The organism is Psychrosphaera sp. B3R10 (genome assembly GCF_018861025.1).
GTDB lineage: Bacteria > Pseudomonadota > Gammaproteobacteria > Enterobacterales > Alteromonadaceae > Psychrosphaera > Psychrosphaera algicola.
In genome coordinates this window covers 171,107-190,083 of record NZ_JAHKQH010000024.1, presented here as the reverse complement: position 1 = coordinate 190,083, position 18,977 = coordinate 171,107, and the positions used below count along the sequence as shown (strand labels likewise).

The 18,977-nt window shown below is 40.2% G+C and carries 11 protein-coding genes; 3 read left to right on the top strand and 8 right to left on the bottom strand.

Annotation, left to right across the window (positions count from 1 at the left end):
* Positions 1-431 precede the first annotated feature (431 nt).
* The 7 genes from KO525_RS09590 to hrcA form a co-directional block, all read right to left on the bottom strand.
* On the bottom strand, positions 432-3,239 hold the full coding sequence (locus KO525_RS09590; protein WP_215963584.1) for a bifunctional aconitate hydratase 2/2-methylisocitrate dehydratase: 2,808 nt from the start codon (positions 3,237-3,239) through the stop codon (positions 432-434).
* 253 nt (positions 3,240-3,492) lie between these two features.
* Positions 3,493-3,972 carry a transcription elongation factor GreA gene (gene greA, locus KO525_RS09585; RefSeq protein ID WP_215963583.1) on the bottom strand — a complete coding sequence of 160 codons (480 nt, stop codon included), beginning with the start codon at positions 3,970-3,972 and terminating at the stop codon, positions 3,493-3,495.
* Position 3,973: 1 nt separating this feature from the next.
* Positions 3,974-7,192: a carbamoyl-phosphate synthase large subunit gene (gene carB / locus KO525_RS09580; RefSeq protein WP_215963582.1), complete on the bottom strand. Its 3,219-nt coding sequence runs from the start codon at positions 7,190-7,192 to the stop codon at positions 3,974-3,976.
* Between the two features lie 31 nt (positions 7,193-7,223).
* The gene (gene carA, locus KO525_RS09575; RefSeq protein ID WP_215963581.1) at positions 7,224-8,360 is read right to left on the bottom strand and encodes a glutamine-hydrolyzing carbamoyl-phosphate synthase small subunit; all 1,137 of its coding nucleotides are present in this window, start codon (positions 8,358-8,360) and stop codon (positions 7,224-7,226) included.
* Positions 8,361-8,579: 219 nt separating this feature from the next.
* The gene (gene dapB, locus KO525_RS09570) at positions 8,580-9,395 is read right to left on the bottom strand and encodes a 4-hydroxy-tetrahydrodipicolinate reductase (RefSeq protein ID WP_215963580.1); all 816 of its coding nucleotides are present in this window, start codon (positions 9,393-9,395) and stop codon (positions 8,580-8,582) included.
* Between the two features lie 119 nt (positions 9,396-9,514).
* The gene (gene grpE / locus KO525_RS09565; RefSeq protein WP_215963579.1) at positions 9,515-10,120 is read right to left on the bottom strand and encodes a nucleotide exchange factor GrpE; all 606 of its coding nucleotides are present in this window, start codon (positions 10,118-10,120) and stop codon (positions 9,515-9,517) included.
* 70 nt (positions 10,121-10,190) lie between these two features.
* The gene (gene hrcA, locus KO525_RS09560; protein WP_215963578.1) at positions 10,191-11,213 is read right to left on the bottom strand and encodes a heat-inducible transcriptional repressor HrcA; all 1,023 of its coding nucleotides are present in this window, start codon (positions 11,211-11,213) and stop codon (positions 10,191-10,193) included.
* A 99-nt stretch (positions 11,214-11,312) separates the two neighbouring features.
* Here hrcA and nadK point away from each other — a divergent pair, with 99 nt between their 5' ends.
* The 3 genes from nadK to KO525_RS09545 all read left to right on the top strand — a co-directional run bounded on the left by nadK (position 11,313) and on the right by KO525_RS09545 (position 15,327).
* Complete coding sequence (nadK, locus tag KO525_RS09555) at positions 11,313-12,194, top strand: NAD(+) kinase (RefSeq protein WP_215963577.1); 882 nt, start codon at positions 11,313-11,315, stop codon at positions 12,192-12,194.
* Between the two features lie 86 nt (positions 12,195-12,280).
* Positions 12,281-13,954, top strand: a complete 1,674-nt coding sequence (gene recN / locus KO525_RS09550; RefSeq protein ID WP_215963576.1) for a DNA repair protein RecN — start codon at positions 12,281-12,283, stop codon at positions 13,952-13,954.
* Between the two features lie 437 nt (positions 13,955-14,391).
* A complete protein-coding gene (locus KO525_RS09545) occupies positions 14,392-15,327 on the top strand; it encodes a hypothetical protein (protein ID WP_215963575.1) in 936 nt (311 codons plus the stop codon).
* On the opposite strand, the gene KO525_RS09540 is transcribed toward KO525_RS09545, so the two are convergent.
* The gene (locus KO525_RS09540) at positions 15,324-18,929 is read right to left on the bottom strand and encodes a response regulator (protein WP_215963574.1); all 3,606 of its coding nucleotides are present in this window, start codon (positions 18,927-18,929) and stop codon (positions 15,324-15,326) included. The genes KO525_RS09545 and KO525_RS09540 overlap by 4 nt on opposite strands.
* Between the last annotated feature and the right edge of the window lie 48 nt (positions 18,930-18,977).

The following is an 18,977-nucleotide window of genomic DNA, read 5'->3' as shown; positions in this document are numbered from 1 at the left end:
CTGATAACTTGAGTGGGTGTCCTGATAACTTGAGTGGGTGTCCTGATAACTTGAGTGGGTGTCCTGATAATTTGAATGGGTGTCCTGATAACGTGTTAGTTTTGTTAAATTTAGGGGGCTGTCCTGATAACTTGAGTGGGTGTCCTGATAACTTCTGTTAACTCGAGTCTACAACAATTGTCTCTATGTGTTTGATGTCTAGAATATAGGACTCGGAACGGCTAGTCGGGTTGAGTTAAATATTTATCTGCGGATGTAAAGGTGTGAATTTGTGTTGAAAAGGTTTGTTTGTTTGATTAATTATCTAGCAAGATAAACGGGCGCTCCTCAAATTTTAACTGGCGGGTAAATACAAAAAAGCCAGTTCATTGAACTGGCTTTTCATTTCGGTACCGCACTAAACGGCTAATTACGACGCAAAGTTATGCGAATTAGATCCGTTTAACAGGAACCGCTAGGTCAACATATTTAGTCGTCATCTCTTCAGTAGGTGGTGCAAATCGAGTTAAATCGATACCCACTACTGCAGATTTGTACTCTTCAATTGTCGGGAAACGACCTAGTACAGTTGAAAGTACAACAACCGGAGTCGAACCAAGTAACGACTCACCTTTTTTCTCAGCAGTATCAGCTACAACACGGCCTTGGAATAAGCGAGTTGATGTTGCAATAACAGTATCACCAGGTTCAGCTTTTTCTTGGTTACCCATACATAAGTTACAACCAGGGCGTTCTAAGTACATGATGTTTTCATATTTCGTACGTGCAGCATCTTTTGGATGTGCATCGTCAAATTCAAATCCTGAGTACTTACGTAAAATATCCCAATCGCCTTCCGCTTTAAGCTCATCAACAATGTTATAAGTTGGTGGCGCAACAACTAATGGCGCTTTGAATTCTACTTTGCCGTTTTGCTTTTCAATGTTACGCAACATTTGAGCGATAATTTGCATATCTCCCTTATGAACCATACATGAACCAACAAAACCTAAATCTACAGATTTACCGTCGTAGAAAGAAACAGGACGAATAACGTCATGGGTATAACGCTTAGATGCATCGTCATTATTTACGTCAGGGTCAGCAATCATCGGTTGATCGATAACGTCTAGGTCAATAACAACTTCTGCATAGTATTTAGCGTTATCATCTGGAGACAATGCTGGGTTTGAGCCAGATTTTACTTCTTCAATACGTTTGTCTGCTAATGCAAGTAAACCGTTAAGCGTTTTAGCTTCGTTTTCCATACCCTTGTCGATCATGATTTGGATACGGCTCTTAGCAAGCTCGATAGATTTAACTAATGTTTCATCATTTGAAATACAGATGGAAGCTTTGGCTTTCATTTCTGCAGACCAGTCTGTGAAAGTAAATGCTTGGTCAGCTAATAATGTACCAATGTGCACTTCAATGATGCGACCTTGGAAGACATTTTCGCCACCAAATTGCTTAAGCATTTGCGCTTGAGTTGCATGTACCACATCACGGAAATCCATGTGGCCTTGCATTTTACCTTTAAACGTCACTTTTACTGACTCAGGAATTGGCATTGCTGACTCACCAGTAGCTAGTGCGATTGCAACCGTTCCTGAATCGGCACCAAATGCGACACCTTTAGACATACGTGTATGCGAGTCACCACCAATGATGATAGCGCGGTCATCTACAGTAATGTCATTTAATACTTTATGAATTACGTCCGTCATCGCATGATAAACGCCCTTCGGATCACGTGCCGTGATTAGACCGAATTTGTTCATGAAGCTCATTAACTTTGGAATGTTTGCTTGAGCTTTGCTATCCCAAACTGATGCTGTATGACAACCAGATTGGTATGCACCATCAACTAGTGGTGAAATAGTAGAAGCAGCCATCGCTTCTAACTCTTGGCAAGTCATCGGCCCAGTTGTATCTTGAGAACCAACAATATTCACTCGAACACGAACGTCTGACCCCGCGTGCAAAGGCGTGTCTGAAGCTACGCCAACGGCATTGTTGTTAAATATTTTTTCAACCGCAGTTAAGCCTTGGCCAGCCACTGATATTTCTTTTGATGGAGCAAAAACCTGTGGTGTTTCAATACCTAGTGTTTCAGCTGCAAAAGTTTGTAATTTTTTACCGAATGTTACCGCGTAAGAACCACCCGCTTTCATAAATTCGACTTTTTGCGGTGTAAAAGCAGATGAAATATCAACTAACTCTTTGTCGCCATTTAATAATTTTTTAGCTTTAGTATCAATAGTAAGCACTGTACCAGTCGCAACTGAGTATGCTTCTTCTAAAACTGCATCGCCATTTTCGTCTACAACGGTATTACCGTTTGCATCGACTTTCTTAACCCAGTTTTTAAGGTCAAGACCAATACCACCTGTTACATCAACAGTCGTTAGAAAGATTGGTGAAATGCCATTTGTACCAGCAACAACTGGTGCAATATTAATAAATGGAACATATGGACTTGCTTGTTTACCGGCCCATAACGCAACGTTGTTAACACCTGACATACGAGAAGAACCAACACCCATAGTGCCTTTTTCAGCGATAAGCATCACTTTAGCGTTTGGATGTTTGGCTTGTAAAGCTTGGATCTCTTGTTGAGCTTCAGGCGATATCATACATTTGCCGTGTAATTCACGGTCTGCACGTGAGTGCGCTTGGTTACCTGGAGAAAGTAAGTCCGTTGAAATATCACCTTCACCGGCAATATATGTAACAACTTCAATCTTTTCTTCAACGTCTGGTAATTTTGTGAAAAACTCTGCTTTGGCATAGCTTTCTAAAAGATCTTTAGCAACTGCATTGCCCGCTTCTAATGCGGCTTTTAAGCGAGCAGTATCAGCATCATATAAGAATACTTGAGTTTTTAGCACGTCAGCAGCTGGTGCTGATAGTGACGGTTCGTCACTTAGTGCAAGATCAAGTAGCACTTCAATAGAAGGACCACCTTTCATATGCGAAAGTAATTCAAATGCAAATTCTGGTGTAATTTCGGCTAATTCAGATTCACCTAAAATGATTTCTTTTAAGAACTTAGCTTTTACGCCAGCAGCACTCGTAGTACCTGGAAGTGTATTGTAGATGAAGAATTTTAATGAATCTTCTCGATATTGGTTTCCAGTGTCTTTGATTTGGGCAATAATTTCTGACAACAATTCTGCGCTATCAATTGGCTTAGGCGCCAATCCCAAGTCATTTTTACGACTTTCAATTTCCGCTAAATAATCTAAATACAGGCTCATTTGATACTCTCTATGATCTTAAAATGCTATTGATAATGTCATTACCATAGGTAAATTGGATTTCTATTATAGTAGTCACTGCGTATAAATGAAATAACAACTTGCCTTATACATATAAATACCATGTATAGGTGTCATTCACCCAATGAATAACACTATTGATGCACCAAATTAGGTAAATTTTCTATATGTCAGGATCAAAAACAGCCGGCAATGCCAGCTGTTTTATAAAGACGTTAAGTCATCTTATAGATTAACGGTAAAGCACTTCCAAAATCTCATATTCGACAACACCAGCAGGTGTTTGGATTTTTGCAATATCGTCTACGCTTTTACCTATCAAACCACGCGCAATTGGTGAACCAATTGAGATTTTACCAATTTTAAAATTAGCTTCATCTTCGCCCACAATGTGATAAGTCGTTTCGTCATCCGTTTCCACATTTAATATGGTCACAGTTGTACCGAATATCACTTTACCTGTATTAGGTAATTTTGTGACATCAATAATCTGGACGTTTGACAACTTCGCTTCAATTTCTTGAATACGACCTTCACAAAAACCCTGTTGCTCACGAGCCGCATGGTATTCCGCGTTTTCTTTCAGGTCTCCGTGTTCACGAGCTGTTGCGATATCCGCGACAATTCTTGGGCGAGTTACGGTTTTTAATTCTGTCAATTCAGCACGCAAAGCTTCTGCGCCCTGCACTGTCATAGGTACTTGAGTACTCATACTACACAATTCTCTTATGTAAGTTTTGTAAAGACTCTACGCTACCACGGTCATCGGCTTCATTTGCTAAACAAGTCGCAAATGCTGCGTTTAATGTCGTTGTATAGTTGGCTTTATAACGAAGAGCGCCACGGCGCAATACTTTTGAGTCTTCAATTGCTTGACGACCTTCAACAGTATTCACTATGTAGTTGTACTCACCATTTTTAATGCGGTCAAGTATATGTGGGCGACCTTCGAAAACTTTATTCACTTTACGAACTTCAATTCCCGCTTCTTCAAGTACTTTTGCACAGCCACGTGTTGCGTCTAATTCAAAGCCTGCAATGATTAGCTTTTTAGCTAAGTCGATTACACGAACTTTATCCGCATCACGTACTGAAATTAATGCACGTCCACCGCGAGGTAATTCAATGCTCGCACCAAGTTGTGCTTTAGCGTACGCCTCTTCAAATGTATCGCCAACCCCCATTACTTCACCTGTAGAGCGCATTTCTGGACCACGAATTGGGTCAACGCCGTGGAATTTGTTAAATGGAATAACAACTTCTTTTACAGAGAAATATGGAGGAATCACTTCTTTGGTGATTCCCTGATCAGCAAGCGATTGACCAGCCATAACTCGAGCTGCAACTTTCGCAAGTGGAATTGCTGTCGCTTTCGAAACAAATGGTACGGTACGAGCAGCACGAGGATTTACTTCAATTAAGTAAACTTCGCCATCTTTAACCGCGAACTGTGTATTCATCAAGCCAATAACGCCGAGTTCTAAAGCCATATCACGAACTTGTTTACGCATAACATCTTGAATGTCTTGCGGTAACGAGTATGCCGGCAATGAACATGCTGAGTCGCCAGAGTGAACACCCGCTTGTTCGATATGTTCCATAATGCCGCCGATAACAACGTCGGTACCATCACAGATACAGTCAACGTCAACTTCAATCGCGTCATCTAAGAAACGGTCAAGTAGTACTGGTGCTTCATTTGAAACAGAAACAGCTTCGGTCATATAACGACGCAAATCAGCTTCGTCATATACGATTTCCATCGCACGACCACCAAGTACATAAGATGGACGAACAACCAATGGGAATCCAATTTCTTTACTCTTAAGAATCGCTTGTTCAACCGACGTTACTGTCGCGTTCTCAGGTTGTAACAACCCTAAACGGTCAACCATCTGTTGGAAACGTTCACGGTCTTCAGCACGGTCGATAGCATCTGGAGAAGTACCTATGATAGGTACACCGTTTGCTTCTAATGCACGAGCCAATTTGAGTGGCGTTTGACCACCATATTGAACGATAACACCTTTTGGTTTTTCAACGCGGGCGATTTCTAAGACGTCTTCAAGGGTAATAGGTTCGAAGTACAAACGGTCAGAAGTATCGTAGTCTGTTGAAACCGTTTCAGGATTACAGTTAACCATTATAGTTTCGTAACCATCTTCGCGAAGTGCCAATGAGGCGTGAACACAACAGTAGTCAAATTCAATACCTTGGCCGATGCGATTTGGACCGCCACCGATAACCATGATTTTGTCTTTGTCTGTTGGGTTTGCTTCACACTCTTCGTCGTAAGTTGAATACATATAAGCTGTGTCTGAGCTAAATTCAGCGGCACAGGTATCAACACGCTTGTACACTGGTAAAATACCAAGTGAGTGACGTTTTTTACGAACTTCTTTTTCGCTTATACCCAAAATGTCACAGATGCGTTTGTCGGCAAAACCTTTACGTTTTAACTTGCGTAAAAACGCCTTGTCTAAACCAGCAAAACCGCGCTCTTCAATTTCAGCTTCAAGCTTGATTAAATCTTCAATTTGAACCAAAAACCAAGGGTCTACGTTTGTCAATTTAAAGATTGCTTCAAGATCTAAACCACTACGGAACGCATCACCGATATACCAAATACGCTCAGCGCCAGGCTCTTTTAACTCATGGATGATGGTTTCGTGTGCGTCATCAGCGGATAGGTCGATGATAGGATCAAAACCTGACACACCCACTTCCAATCCGCGCAATGCTTTTTGCAATGACTCTTGTTGGTTACGGCCAATGGCCATAACTTCACCAACTGATTTCATTTGAGTGGTTAGTCGGTCGTCTGCACCGGCAAATTTCTCAAAGTTGAAACGAGGAATTTTAGTCACAACATAATCAATAGTCGGTTCAAATGATGCTGGAGTTGCACCACCTGTTATATCATTTTGCAGTTCATCAAGCGTGTAACCTACCGCTAACTTGGCGGCGATTTTAGCAATTGGGAAACCTGTTGCTTTAGACGCTAGCGCTGATGAACGGGAAACTCGTGGGTTCATCTCGATAATCACCATACGGCCATCTACAGGATTAACACCAAACTGTACGTTTGAACCACCAGTTTCTACACCAATCTCACGCAATACCGCAACTGACGCGTTACGCATGATTTGATATTCTTTATCCGTTAATGTTTGTGCAGGAGCAACCGTAATTGAGTCACCAGTATGCACACCCATCGCGTCGAAGTTTTCGATAGAACATACGATTATGCAGTTGTCGTTTTTGTCACGAACCACTTCCATTTCGTATTCTTTCCAACCGATTAAAGACTCGTCAATTAACAACTCTTTAGTTGGTGAAAGATCTAAACCACGACGACAAATTTCGTCAAATTCTTCTTTATTGTAAGCAATACCGCCACCTGAACCACCCATCGTAAATGACGGACGGATAATACAAGGGAAGCCGATGCGTGATAACACGTCAAATGCTTCTTCAATTGAATGAGCTGTTTCAGCACGTGGACATTCTAATCCAATCGACTTCATTGCTTTGTCAAAACGAGAGCGGTCTTCCGCTTTATCAATCGCATCAGCAGATGCGCCTATCATTTCAACATTGTATTTTTCAAGAACACCGTACTTTTCAAGATCAAGTGCACAGTTAAGTGCAGTCTGGCCACCCATTGTTGGCAAAACGGCATCCGGGCGTTCTTTTTCAATTATCTTTTCAACAACTTCCCAGTGAATTGGTTCGATGTAGGTAGCATCGGCCATTTCTGGATCTGTCATTATTGTTGCTGGGTTCGAGTTAACTAGAATGACTCGGTACCCTTCTTCTCTTAATGCTTTACAGGCTTGTGCCCCTGAATAGTCAAATTCACAGGCTTGACCGATAACAATTGGACCTGCACCTAATAACAGAATACTTTTTATGTCGGAACGTTTTGGCATGATTTTCTTCTCTTAGTCTCTATCGGTACAATTACTTATTTGCGCTTGTAAATTCGGTCATTAACTCAATGAAATGATCGAACAGTGGTGCCGCGTCGTGTGGACCCGGGCTCGCTTCTGGATGTCCCTGGAAGCTAAACGCTGGTTTGTCAGTACGGTGAATACCTTGCAATGTGCCATCAAACAACGACTTATGCGTTGCGCGCAACGTTGCCGGTAATGTAGCTTCATCCGCAGCAAAACCGTGGTTCTGTGCAGTAATCATCACTTTACCTGTCGCTAAGTCTTGTACAGGGTGGTTACCGCCATGATGACCAAACTTCATTTTTGCTGTTTGTGCCCCACTTGCAATTGCAAGCAATTGGTGGCCTAAACAAATACCAAAAATTGGAATATCAGTCTCTAGGAAAGATTTAATTGCAGTAACGGCATAGTCACATGGTTCTGGATCACCAGGGCCATTTGATAAAAAGATGCCTTCTGGATTTAATGCTAATACATCTGCAGCTGGTGTTTGAGCTGGCACGACAGTAACGCGACAACCGCGGTCCACTAACATTCTTAAAATGTTACGTTTAACGCCGTAATCATAAGCAACCACATGGAAACGTTCGTCTGCAAGTGCTGTAAAACCCTTACCTAACTGCCAGCTACCCATTGTCCATTCGTGAATTGATTCACATGTAACAACTTTAGCCAAATCCATTCCCTTGATGCCAGGAAATGCTTTAGCTGCTGCTAATGCCTTTTCCTCGTCTACTTCACCCGCGATAATACATCCGTTTTGCGCGCCTTTATCTCGTAGAATTCGAGTTAACTTTCGAGTATCGATATCGGCGATGCCAACAATATTTTTGGCTTTTAGATATGAACTTAAATCCTGTTCACTACGGAAGTTACTCGCAACTAAAGGAAGATCACGGATAACTAGGCCTTTAGCCCAAATCGTATCATTTTCTTCATCTTCAGAGTTTGTACCGTAGTTACCGATATGTGGGTATGTCAAAGTGACAATTTGTTCGGCGTATGAGGGATCAGTAATTATTTCCTGATAGCCTGTCATTGAAGTATTAAAAACTACTTCACCAACAGACAATCCGTCGGCACCAATAGCAGTACCGTGGAACGTTGTTCCGTCTTCCAGAACCAATAGCGCGGGTTGAGTCAAGATAACCTCCTAGCAATGATATGCAGACTTTTATGGTTGGTCTGCAACCGGTTAATCTTAGTCGGAAATTCGAATTTTGATGCTGTTCAAAATTCGAGTATCACAAACATTAGGCAAATTCCGAGTATTGTAGCTAAGAGATCATATTTAGGCTAGAAAAAAATACAAAAAACATGAAAACAGTCGACTAAATCAAATTTTATATCTTAAGCTATAAAATTATAAGTTAACTTCTTTTAAACCGAGTACATCTTGCATATCAAACAGTCCATTTTGTTTTCCTGTCAACCAGTTCGCAGCCCTTACTGCACCTTTAGCAAAGGTCAATCTACTAGATGCTTTATGAGTAATTTCAACCCTTTCACCGATATCTGCAAACAAAGCAGTGTGTTCGCCGACAATATCACCCGCTCTTACCGTCGCAAAACCAATAGTTTCACGTTTTCTTTCTCCTGTATCGCCTTCACGGCCGTAAACAGCAACCTTATCCAGATCACGGTCTAATGTGTTTGCAATAACCTTACCTAATGCTAATGCAGTCCCAGATGGAGCATCTTTTTTAAATCTGTGATGACCTTCAATTATTTCAATATCACAGTCGTTGCCGATGGTTTTAGCAGTAATTTCAAGTAGTTTGTATAGCAAGTTCACACCAGTACTAAAGTTTGCTGCGTATACGATTGCAATATGCTGAGATGCATCAACAAGTTGTTGTTCTTGCTCTGCCGTTAAGCCAGTAACACCAACAACTAAATTAAGTTTATTAGCAACACAGTATTTGATATTCAACTCAAGTGCTTCTGGTAACGTAAAGTCAATCCAAACGGTTGTATCTTTAGCTAATTGGTCTAAGTCTGCACTCGTCTTTATATTTTGTTCTTGGATGCCAGCAACTAGCCCAGCATCAATCCCCAAAAATGGTGAACTCTCGCGTACAGCTGCTGCACTTAGCAATGCGTTGTCGTCTTCGACAGTGGCTTGAATAAGGTTGCGCCCCATACGGCCATTCGCACCAAATATTCCGACTTTAGTCATTTTTAAAACACCTCTAAAAGGTTTATTAGATGAACGAAGATATTACCCGTTCTCCGCTTAATAAAAAACCCGCAGATAGCGGGTTTTAAGAGAATTAATACGATAACTTATATCGATTTCTATTCTGGCGCTTTAGATACCATAACCATGGCAGGACGCAGTAATCGGCCATTTAACGTGTAACCTTTTTGCATTACAGCAATTACTGTATTTGGTTCTACGTCAGCACTTGGTTGCATAGCCATCGCTTGATGGAACTCAGCGTTAAATTTTTCACCCTGTGGGTTCACTACTTCAACGTTAAATTTGGCAACCGCGTCGATAAAAGACTTTTGAGTAAGCTCAACGCCTTCTAATACTGGCTTTAATGATTCATTTTCTTTGTCAGAAAATTCAATCGCTCGTTCCATATTATCAATAACAGGTAACAGTTCATTTACAAATTTTTCTAGTGCAAACTTATGGGCTTTATCAACATCCAATGCCGCACGGCGACGCATGTTGTCAACTTCTGCAGCAGCGCGTACCACAGAATCTTTTTGACCTTCAATAGTTGCTTTGGCTTCAGCAAGTTCAGCCTCTAGTTTGGCAATGATATCTGCTTCACTATTTAACACTTCGACATTGTCAGCTGTGTTTTGTTCTGTTTGTTCAGCATTCTCAACAGTTTGCTCTTGGGCATTTTCTGCCGATTCTTGGTTTACTTTAGTCTCTTGCTCAGACATGAGTTTTACTACTCCAATCGATTCGTGTATTCAAAATTGTCAAATATGCAGGCTATTATGGGGATTGCTATCACCGATTCAAGGCTGAAGACAGAATATTCCCTGTCATATCGACAGACGATATCACAGTTTGATAATCCATCCGTACCGGACCTACGACCGCAATCACGCCAACCACCTTATTTTGTTTATAAAACGGCTTCATTACAATACTGCAATGTTCAAAAGCGTCGACCCCAGTTTCTGCACCTATAAATACGTGCACTTTATTCTCTTGTCGTGCTTGATTAAATAAGTGATTTATTGGCGATACATCTTCAAAAAAACGTATCAGTCTTCTTAACGTATTAATATCATTTGATATATCTGAATTTAATAAGCGCGTTTCGCCGGAAGCAAAAACAATTTGTTCATTAAATTCGACGGTTTCGCCAAATAGTGCCGACTTCACCAATCTGGCTACTTCAGGATCTGCCTGCTTCAAAGCATAAGTTAATCGTTCTGCACCTTCATCAAAATTAAAACCTGCAAGTGACGTGTTAAGCAATAATAAGGTCTGGTGTAAGGTTTGGTCAGTCACGCTGCGTTGAATGTCCACCACTCGATTTTGCACATGGTCATGCTCATCAATCAGCACACATAAAATTCGGCTGTCTGCTAGCCGGACTAATTCAAGTTGGCGGATGATCATGTCGTGTGGCTTAGGCATAACAACAAGACCCGTCATACTTGTCATGTCGGCAATTAACTGACTGGCTTTTTGACACATGTCTTCTGACGTGACCGATTTACTAAAGCTGGTTGTTAATTGTTGTAAATGGTTTTCTATTATATGCGTTCGATTTAAAATACCGTCAATAAAACAACGTAACCCTTTATGCGTCGGAATTCGACCGGCACTTGTATGAGGAGAATAGATGAATCCCTCATGTTCCAGAGTACACATTACGTTCCGCACAGTAGCAGGAGAAGCACCAACGACAGGATTGTCTGCGATCATCTTAGACGCAATAGGAATTCCTTCACGCAAATAATGTTCTATTATTAGCTTTAGAACGACCCCAGATCGTTGATTTTTACAAGTTTTTGACATTCAAACCTATTCTCATACTTCTAATTACTCGCTAAAAACGCTATAACGCATAATAATCTATTTCTACAACCTGTTATTAGGGCATTTAGGAAAAATACAATGACACAACACTTTAAAACTATTGGCTTGATAGGTAAAGCGAACCACAATGCGACAAAAGGCACAGTTGTTAGCCTTTACAAGTTCCTTTGTGAACTCGGCTACAAGCCTATTGTTGAAGAAAATGTGTCAAATTACATTAACGACAAAACCATGCAAACGGCAGACTTGGTTAGCCTAGGCCAACAATGTGATTTGGTTATTGTCGTTGGTGGCGATGGTAATATGTTGGGTACCGCCCGCGTATTAAGTCGATACGATGTCGCTGTAATTGGTGTTAATAGGGGTAACTTAGGATTTCTAACTGACCTTGACCCAGAAAACTTTGACCAGGCTTTAACAAATGTTTTAAATGGTGAATACACAACTGAAATGCGCTATTTGTTGGACGTTTCAATAAACCGACATGAGGTAACAAAAGCCAATAACTCGGCAATGAATGAGGTGGTATTACACGCCGACAAAGTTGCTCACATGATTGAATTTGAAGCCTTTATCGACGGTTCGTTTGTTTTTCATCAAAGGTCAGATGGCCTAATTGTATCAACCCCTACAGGCTCTACAGCCTATTCACTGTCTGGCGGTGGTCCAATTGTACACCCCAATTTAAATGCCATGACTCTTGTGCCTATGTTTCCACATTCTTTAACAAGCCGGCCTTTAGTTGTTGATGCCGACAGTGAACTAAAAATTGTCGTGAGTAAATCAAATGATGCCTTGCTGCAAATTAGTTGTGACAGCCATGTCAGACTTTCGGTAATGCCAGGTGATGAAATTGTCATTAAAAAGCATCATCAAGGTCTTCGTCTTATCCATCCTAGTGAATATGATTACTACGACGTGCTTAGAAAAAAATTGCATTGGGGAAGACAAAACTACTAACAAAATAGAATAAATAAAAGGTTAGACATTAACCACTGTTTAAACTACTGTATATGACAACAGTATATTAAACTTGAATGTTGCCCATGTTAGTTTCTCTTGCTATTAAAAATTTCGCCATTGTTAAAGACTTAGAAGTCCAATGGCATAGCGCAATGACAACCATTACCGGTGAAACAGGCGCAGGTAAATCCATCGCTATAGACGCACTTGCACAAACCTTAGGCGAACGCAGTGACGCAAATATGGTGCGTGCTGATGAAGACAAAGCAGAAGTCATAGCCTGTTTCGACATAGCAAATCTTCCCGCAGCTCAAACTTGGTTGGAGCAACATGATCTGCAGGCCGACAATGAATGTATATTGCGTCGAGTCATTTCAAAAGAAGGCCGCTCAAGAGGTTACATCAATGGTAGCCAAGTTCCTGCGAGCTCACTAAAGTCTATTGGCAACTTGTTAGTAAGTATTCACGGACAACACGCCCACCAACAATTAACAAAACCAGATCACCAGCGTATTTTATTAGACGAATATGCGGCAAACACATCATTACTGACTGATGTAAAAGCAGCCTATAAAAATTGGTTGAGTGTCGTCCAAGAGTTTAAACAATTAAAAGAGCAGCAGGATGAGTTTAGTGCTCAGCAACAGCTACTACAATATCAAGTAAATGAACTCGCCGATGCGGAAGTTCAAGAAGGTGAGTTTGAACAAATTGAGGCAGAGCATAAACGTTTGCATCATGCACAGTCTTTACTTGCTGACTCCCAAGGCGCCCTTTCGTGTTTATATGAAGGTGACTCTGGGAACGCCTATTCAGCAACTCAACAAGCCTTGTCGCTACTGCATAAATCAATTGTATTAGACGAAAATTTATCAGCGACAGTAGAACTCGTTGAATCGGCTCTTATTCAGCTTGACGAAGGGGCTAGCGAATTACGTCGTTATTTGGATCAACTTGAATTAAATCCTGAGCGTTTGTTTGAAATAGAGCAACGCATTGAAACTTACATGGATTTGGCAAGGAAACACAATGTCTCGCCGCATAACCTGTCAGTTAAAGAGCAAGAACTAAAAGATGAATTAACTCAGCTTAGTGTTTCAGGCGACCGACTCGAAGAGCTGGAGTTGGAAATACAAGTAGCAGAGCAAACATATTCAAAACTTGCAGCAGACTTAACAAAAGTACGCACTGATTATGCCGCTCAATTAGACCAACTTATAAGTGACAGCATGGCGTCATTAAACATGCCCGGAGCCCAGTTTTCAATAGCTATCTCTGGCCTAACAACTGGCCCTTCTGCTAGTGGCAACGACAGGATTGAATTTATGGTCACAACGAATCCTGGTCAACCGTTACAGCCTTTAGCTAAAGTTGCCTCTGGTGGTGAGTTGAGTAGGATCAGTTTAGCTATTCAAGTCATAATCGCGAAACGTGTAACAACACCAACATTGTTATTTGATGAAGTTGACGTTGGTGTTTCAGGCCCAACAGCTTCGGCTGTTGGCAAACTAATGCGCAAACTTGCAGATAATACGCAAGTCATATGCGTGACCCATTTACCCCAAGTTGCTTGCTTTGGACATCAACAACAGTTTGTCCAAAAAACATCGAGCGACAATCAGACTCATACATCAATGCAAAGCTTGACGCCAAAAGGCCGAATAGACGAACTTGCTAGATTATTGGGCGGTGAACAAATCTCTAAAAACACCAGAGCAAACGCAAAAGAGTTGTTAAATGTGGCGCAAGTAGCTTAGTCTTTTAGTCTTTTAGTCTTTTAGTCTTTTAGTCTTTTAGTCTTTTAGCCTGGATAAGGTTAACTTAGGGTTGGTTATATACGGTTAAATAGCTATGACACGTCATTATTTACATAGTTAATACTCACTACTCGGATGTACTGGTAAGTTCAATTCCAGCTAACGGAATCCATGTTACCTTTTAATTAACAGGTTTTAGCTTAAACACCTGAATTTCACGGATTAACGTCTGGCATTTATGGACTGAGTTTCAATCGTGACCAGTTTTTGACTATGCGCGTCTATGCAATTTAAGTCATTGCCCTTCAGCATAGATGGAAATATCAACTTACTTATTTTTAAAACTTTTTATACTTTTGCCGCTACACTCCTTAATAATAGCGAAACAAATAGGGATCTGATCTACTGTGCTGAGTCGAATTAGTAAATTTTGCTTTATGATTTTAATTTTGGTCTCTAGTCCGATATTAGCTGAGCAACTAGATTTTCGAAAAACCGAAAGTAAATCTCACTATAATTACCGCTATGAATGGTTAGATGTGAATGGCGAAAAACAACAGCTGTCCTTTTCGATTGCCCGCACCGTTAGCAATAATAAGTTTCGACATTTTAAAGCGCTAAGTCCTGCACGCATGACTAAATACGTAAAACGTAGCTTGTTAATGGCCATTAATACGTTAAATCCAAGACATGGAAAAGTTGATTTAATTCCTCAAGCTAATGGCGTTAGTTATAGCGTTTCTGGTTCTGAGCAGCAATGGGTTGATGATACAATTCAAATGTTAAATGAGAGGTCAAATGAATCGATTTCTGAATTTCTCGAAAAGGAATACTACATAAGGTTTTCGCCATTCGGGTATGCAGACGACAAGAACTCAATAAGCTATAAGCCCGATCATAAAAGGTTTATTTCAGAAAGTGGCGACTCCCTAAAACCGATAATTGACCAACTGCACAAAAAGTTTCCAAACGCGAGACCAAAAGTTGTAGCAACATTTTTATTATCTTGGGTCCAGAGCATTCCTTATGACACGATTGAATCTAGAGCAATTAACAATGGAGCTGGCTTTTTGCCCCCTTTGAGACTTATCGATTCAAACCGAGGCGACTGCGATAGTAAAGTAACGTTAATGGCGAGTATTTTAGGTCAAATGTTTAGTAACTTACGTATGGCCATAGTTTACGTGCCACAACATGCACTAATTGGCATTAATACACCTCATGTTCAAGAAGACTATAAAATTGATGTTGATGGACTCGATTATATTTTGTCAGAACCCGTTGGCCCCGCCATTATTAAATGGGCAGAAATATCAGACACGTCAAAACGATATATAGAATCAGACAATTATAAAATTGAAATACTCCATTAATTTTCGAGCCCGAATTGTTCTAGATAAGCAATAAACTCAAAGAGTGCTTTAATTTCGGTTTCCCAGGAATTTATCGTAACTGAGTTTAGTTTAGCGCCTTCGCTCAGTTGTTTTTCTAACTCAGCTGTTAATTCCGCTAAACCAGATGCGCCAATACTTCCAAACATCCCCCTAAAGTTATGCAAGGACGACTTTAACTCTTCAGCGCTGAGGCTGCGATAATTTTGAGAAAGGTAGAATAACGCGTTTTGCTTTGATGTTTTAAAACGTGTTAATAACTTAATAATCGTCTGGTGGTTTTCACCAAATTGCTTACCTAAAAAGCGCCAATCTAAACCATCAAACTGGGCACTAAGCGATTCTATTGTAATATTCGTTGTTATCTTTGGTTCTACATTCAGCATTATCGAGTTAGATGCAAGAAGCGCATTATAGTTAGATGACAGAGTTAAAATAGCGCCAATAAGTTTTTCTTTTTCTATTGGTTTATTTAAATGGAGATCAACACCAGCACGTTTTGTATTTAGTCTGTCTGTATCAGAATTGTGAGCTGTCATTGCAATTATAGGTAATCCGCGCCACTTATCTTCGGCACGAATGGCTTTCGTACAGGTTATACCATCCATTACCGGCATTTGGAGATCGAGAATAACAACATCAAACTGTTTTTTCTCTAAGAGTGCAATCCCCTCTTTTCCGTTGTCAGCACAAATAACACTAGCGCCTTCATTGGCTAAAATGAGCTTTAAAACTTGCTGATTAACTTCATTATCTTCAATAACCAAAATTGAATATCCAGCCAACATGGGCTGTTGCTCAATTAATTTTTGACCGACAATTTTCGGTTGTAACTGATTAAGTAACAACTTGTTGGTAGAAAACGGCATGGACAACACAGGAAAATGCGGGAGGGTACTTAAGCAGTTTGTCGCAAGTTCATTTAGTTTAAAGGTGACGGGTTGCAATTCGATATCACCTTGGCTGATCTTTTCAACAATGCTTGCGGGCAATAAAGTCAACATTTCAGGGCGGCAAACCAATACTTCATTACGGTGAATTCGCCCCTTCGAAATCTCACTAGGAGACAATACTCGATATTTTTGCTGAGTAGTTCTTAGTTTATTTTTTAAGGACGTAACGAGGTCACTCTTTTGCTCGCAAATAACCCATTGTTTATTAATTAATTTATTATCAGTTTGCTCTACAACTTTGCGCAGCGGCAATGTCACCTTAAATTCAGTACCTTGGCCCACTTTCGACCAGAGTTCCGTTTTCCCCCCCATCAACTTAACTAGTTGGTAAACAATTGTTAACCCCAAACCAGTCCCACCAAACTCACGTGTTATTGAACTATCCGCTTGGGTAAAGGCTTCGAAAACGGCTTCTTGTTTTTCTTGAGGAATACCAACGCCAGTATCAATAACTTTAAATTCAACAAACTGAATATCATTTTTTTCTCGCAATAAATTGGCTTCTAATATTACTGATCCCTTTTCTGTAAACTTGATGGCATTACCAATTAAATTTATAAAAATTTGGTCAATACGTACCTCATCACCGATAAACAACTCTGGAAAATCTGGAGACAAATTGACATCTAATAATAACCCTTTTCTCAATGCTTCTGGCAAAGCATTTGCAAATGCAATATCAATTATACTTGAGAAAGCAAAGACTTCATTGTGCAGTTCTATCTTCTTCGCGGAAACTTTAGAAAAGTCGAGTATGTCATTTATTATTTGGATTAAGTGTCGAGACGATTTTTGTGCAATATTAATATAATTGGTCTGTTCAATTGTTGGCCTAGCACTTAAGAGTAACTCCAACATTCCCATAACGGCATTCATTGGGGTGCGAATTTCGTGACTCATATTGGCAATAAAATGGCTCTTTGTCTCATTCGCATCAACCGCCTGTTTACGAGCCTTATCTAGCTTTTTAACGCTTGCTTCCTGTTCAGAAATGTCTCGCCCTAAACCGAGTAGCCCGTGCACTTCACCATCTGAATCTACGATTGGCGCAACAAGCCATTGAATAATTGCCACTCGTCCATTTGGAAACGTATGTTTTGACTTACCATTAAAAGGTCTTTTAGAACGTAAAGCTTGGAAATCGAATTTAGTTATTTCTTCGGCAATTTTAGGTGGGAAAATTTCCTCAGCGTGTCGGGCAACAATATCAGTTTCACTTACACCAGCAAGATACTCAAAAGCACTATTGCACCCTAAAAACCCGCCATCTAGGTTTTTGTAATAAATCATGTCAGGTATTGAGTTCATGATTGATCTATTTAGAGCAATATTTCGATCTTTTGAGTGGGTTTGAGCCTGTAACTCTTGGGTACGACTTTTTACGATATGATCTAAATGTTTGTTTTTAGTCATCAACGATTGTAATAACTTACGGTTATCTTTGTAAGCTAAAGCGATTTTATCGAACCACTTTTCCCACCCACTAACGGTCAAACTATCTTCCATATCATACAAAGAACTTTGCCGCTCAATATGCGCAATCAATTTAGACGTAGGGTAGGCGATTTTCCAAATAATAAGCGCAAAAATAAAGATTATGACAAACAGACTAAACAGCAAGATTTTGACGGTTAGCCAACTGACACTTGCGTTCATTTCTTCTATGAAGCCACTTGCAGGTTTGAAAATTGCCATTCGGTATGGGGTGGAATCAATTGCTTTTTGTAGATAGATTACAGGTTCATGTGCAGCTCGTTCTAGTAACAAAGGACTATGTAACTTACGTTTAACATTTAGATCATTATTAACGATATGCCGCAAACTCTCAGGTAAATACCTAGTCGCAAGGTACACCTGAGCATAATCTTTAACCTTGTTTACTGGCTTAACTACATTAGTTGTAATCGTCTTCCCTGTAATAGAATCCCAAATTACATAAAAAGAGTTGCTGCCTTCAAAAACCTGGTCGAGCTGAACATCAAGTTTAACAACCAAAATAGACATGGCATCATCTACTTTTTCTATTGGTAAAATGAGGTATTCACTCGCATGACCAAATTCGACATTAAAAAATGGTGGCACAAAGATCGTATGCCTTTGAGTCATTAATTGTGATAGTTGTTGTTGTTTATGGAACAACCAATTATATAGTTGCTCTAAAGAAGGGTCATTTCTGTATGGGAGATTAGCCGGAAAAATAAAATCCTTCCCTTTGAAATTAATAACAAAAGCCTGTTCTACCACACGTTCATCGAGTAGAGACTGGACCATAGGTTTAATGAATTGCCCAACTTCTAAGAGATAGCGACTCGAACTAGGCAATTTTTGGACATAGTCTGTGGATACCCCGTCTACTTCAGTTGGAGTAACCAAATTCATAATGGCCAGTTCATTTGACTTTATATCAAATTGATCTCGAACTAAGCCTGATGCCGAATAATTGTTGTATACAAGTTTCGCTTGCTCCATCAATTGTTGGACCACGTAAAGATTGGTCGCAAGCGAATCAGCAGCTTTACTTTGTGTTACAAATTGCTGCTTTAGAAACCTTGATTTGTATTGGTTATAAAAGTCCTCTTTGAAGCTAAAAACTATAATACCTAACACTAGGATGCTAAGTATAAAACTCATAGTTAACTTTTTGAGTACAAAATAGTTCAATTCAGCGACCTCGGTGGC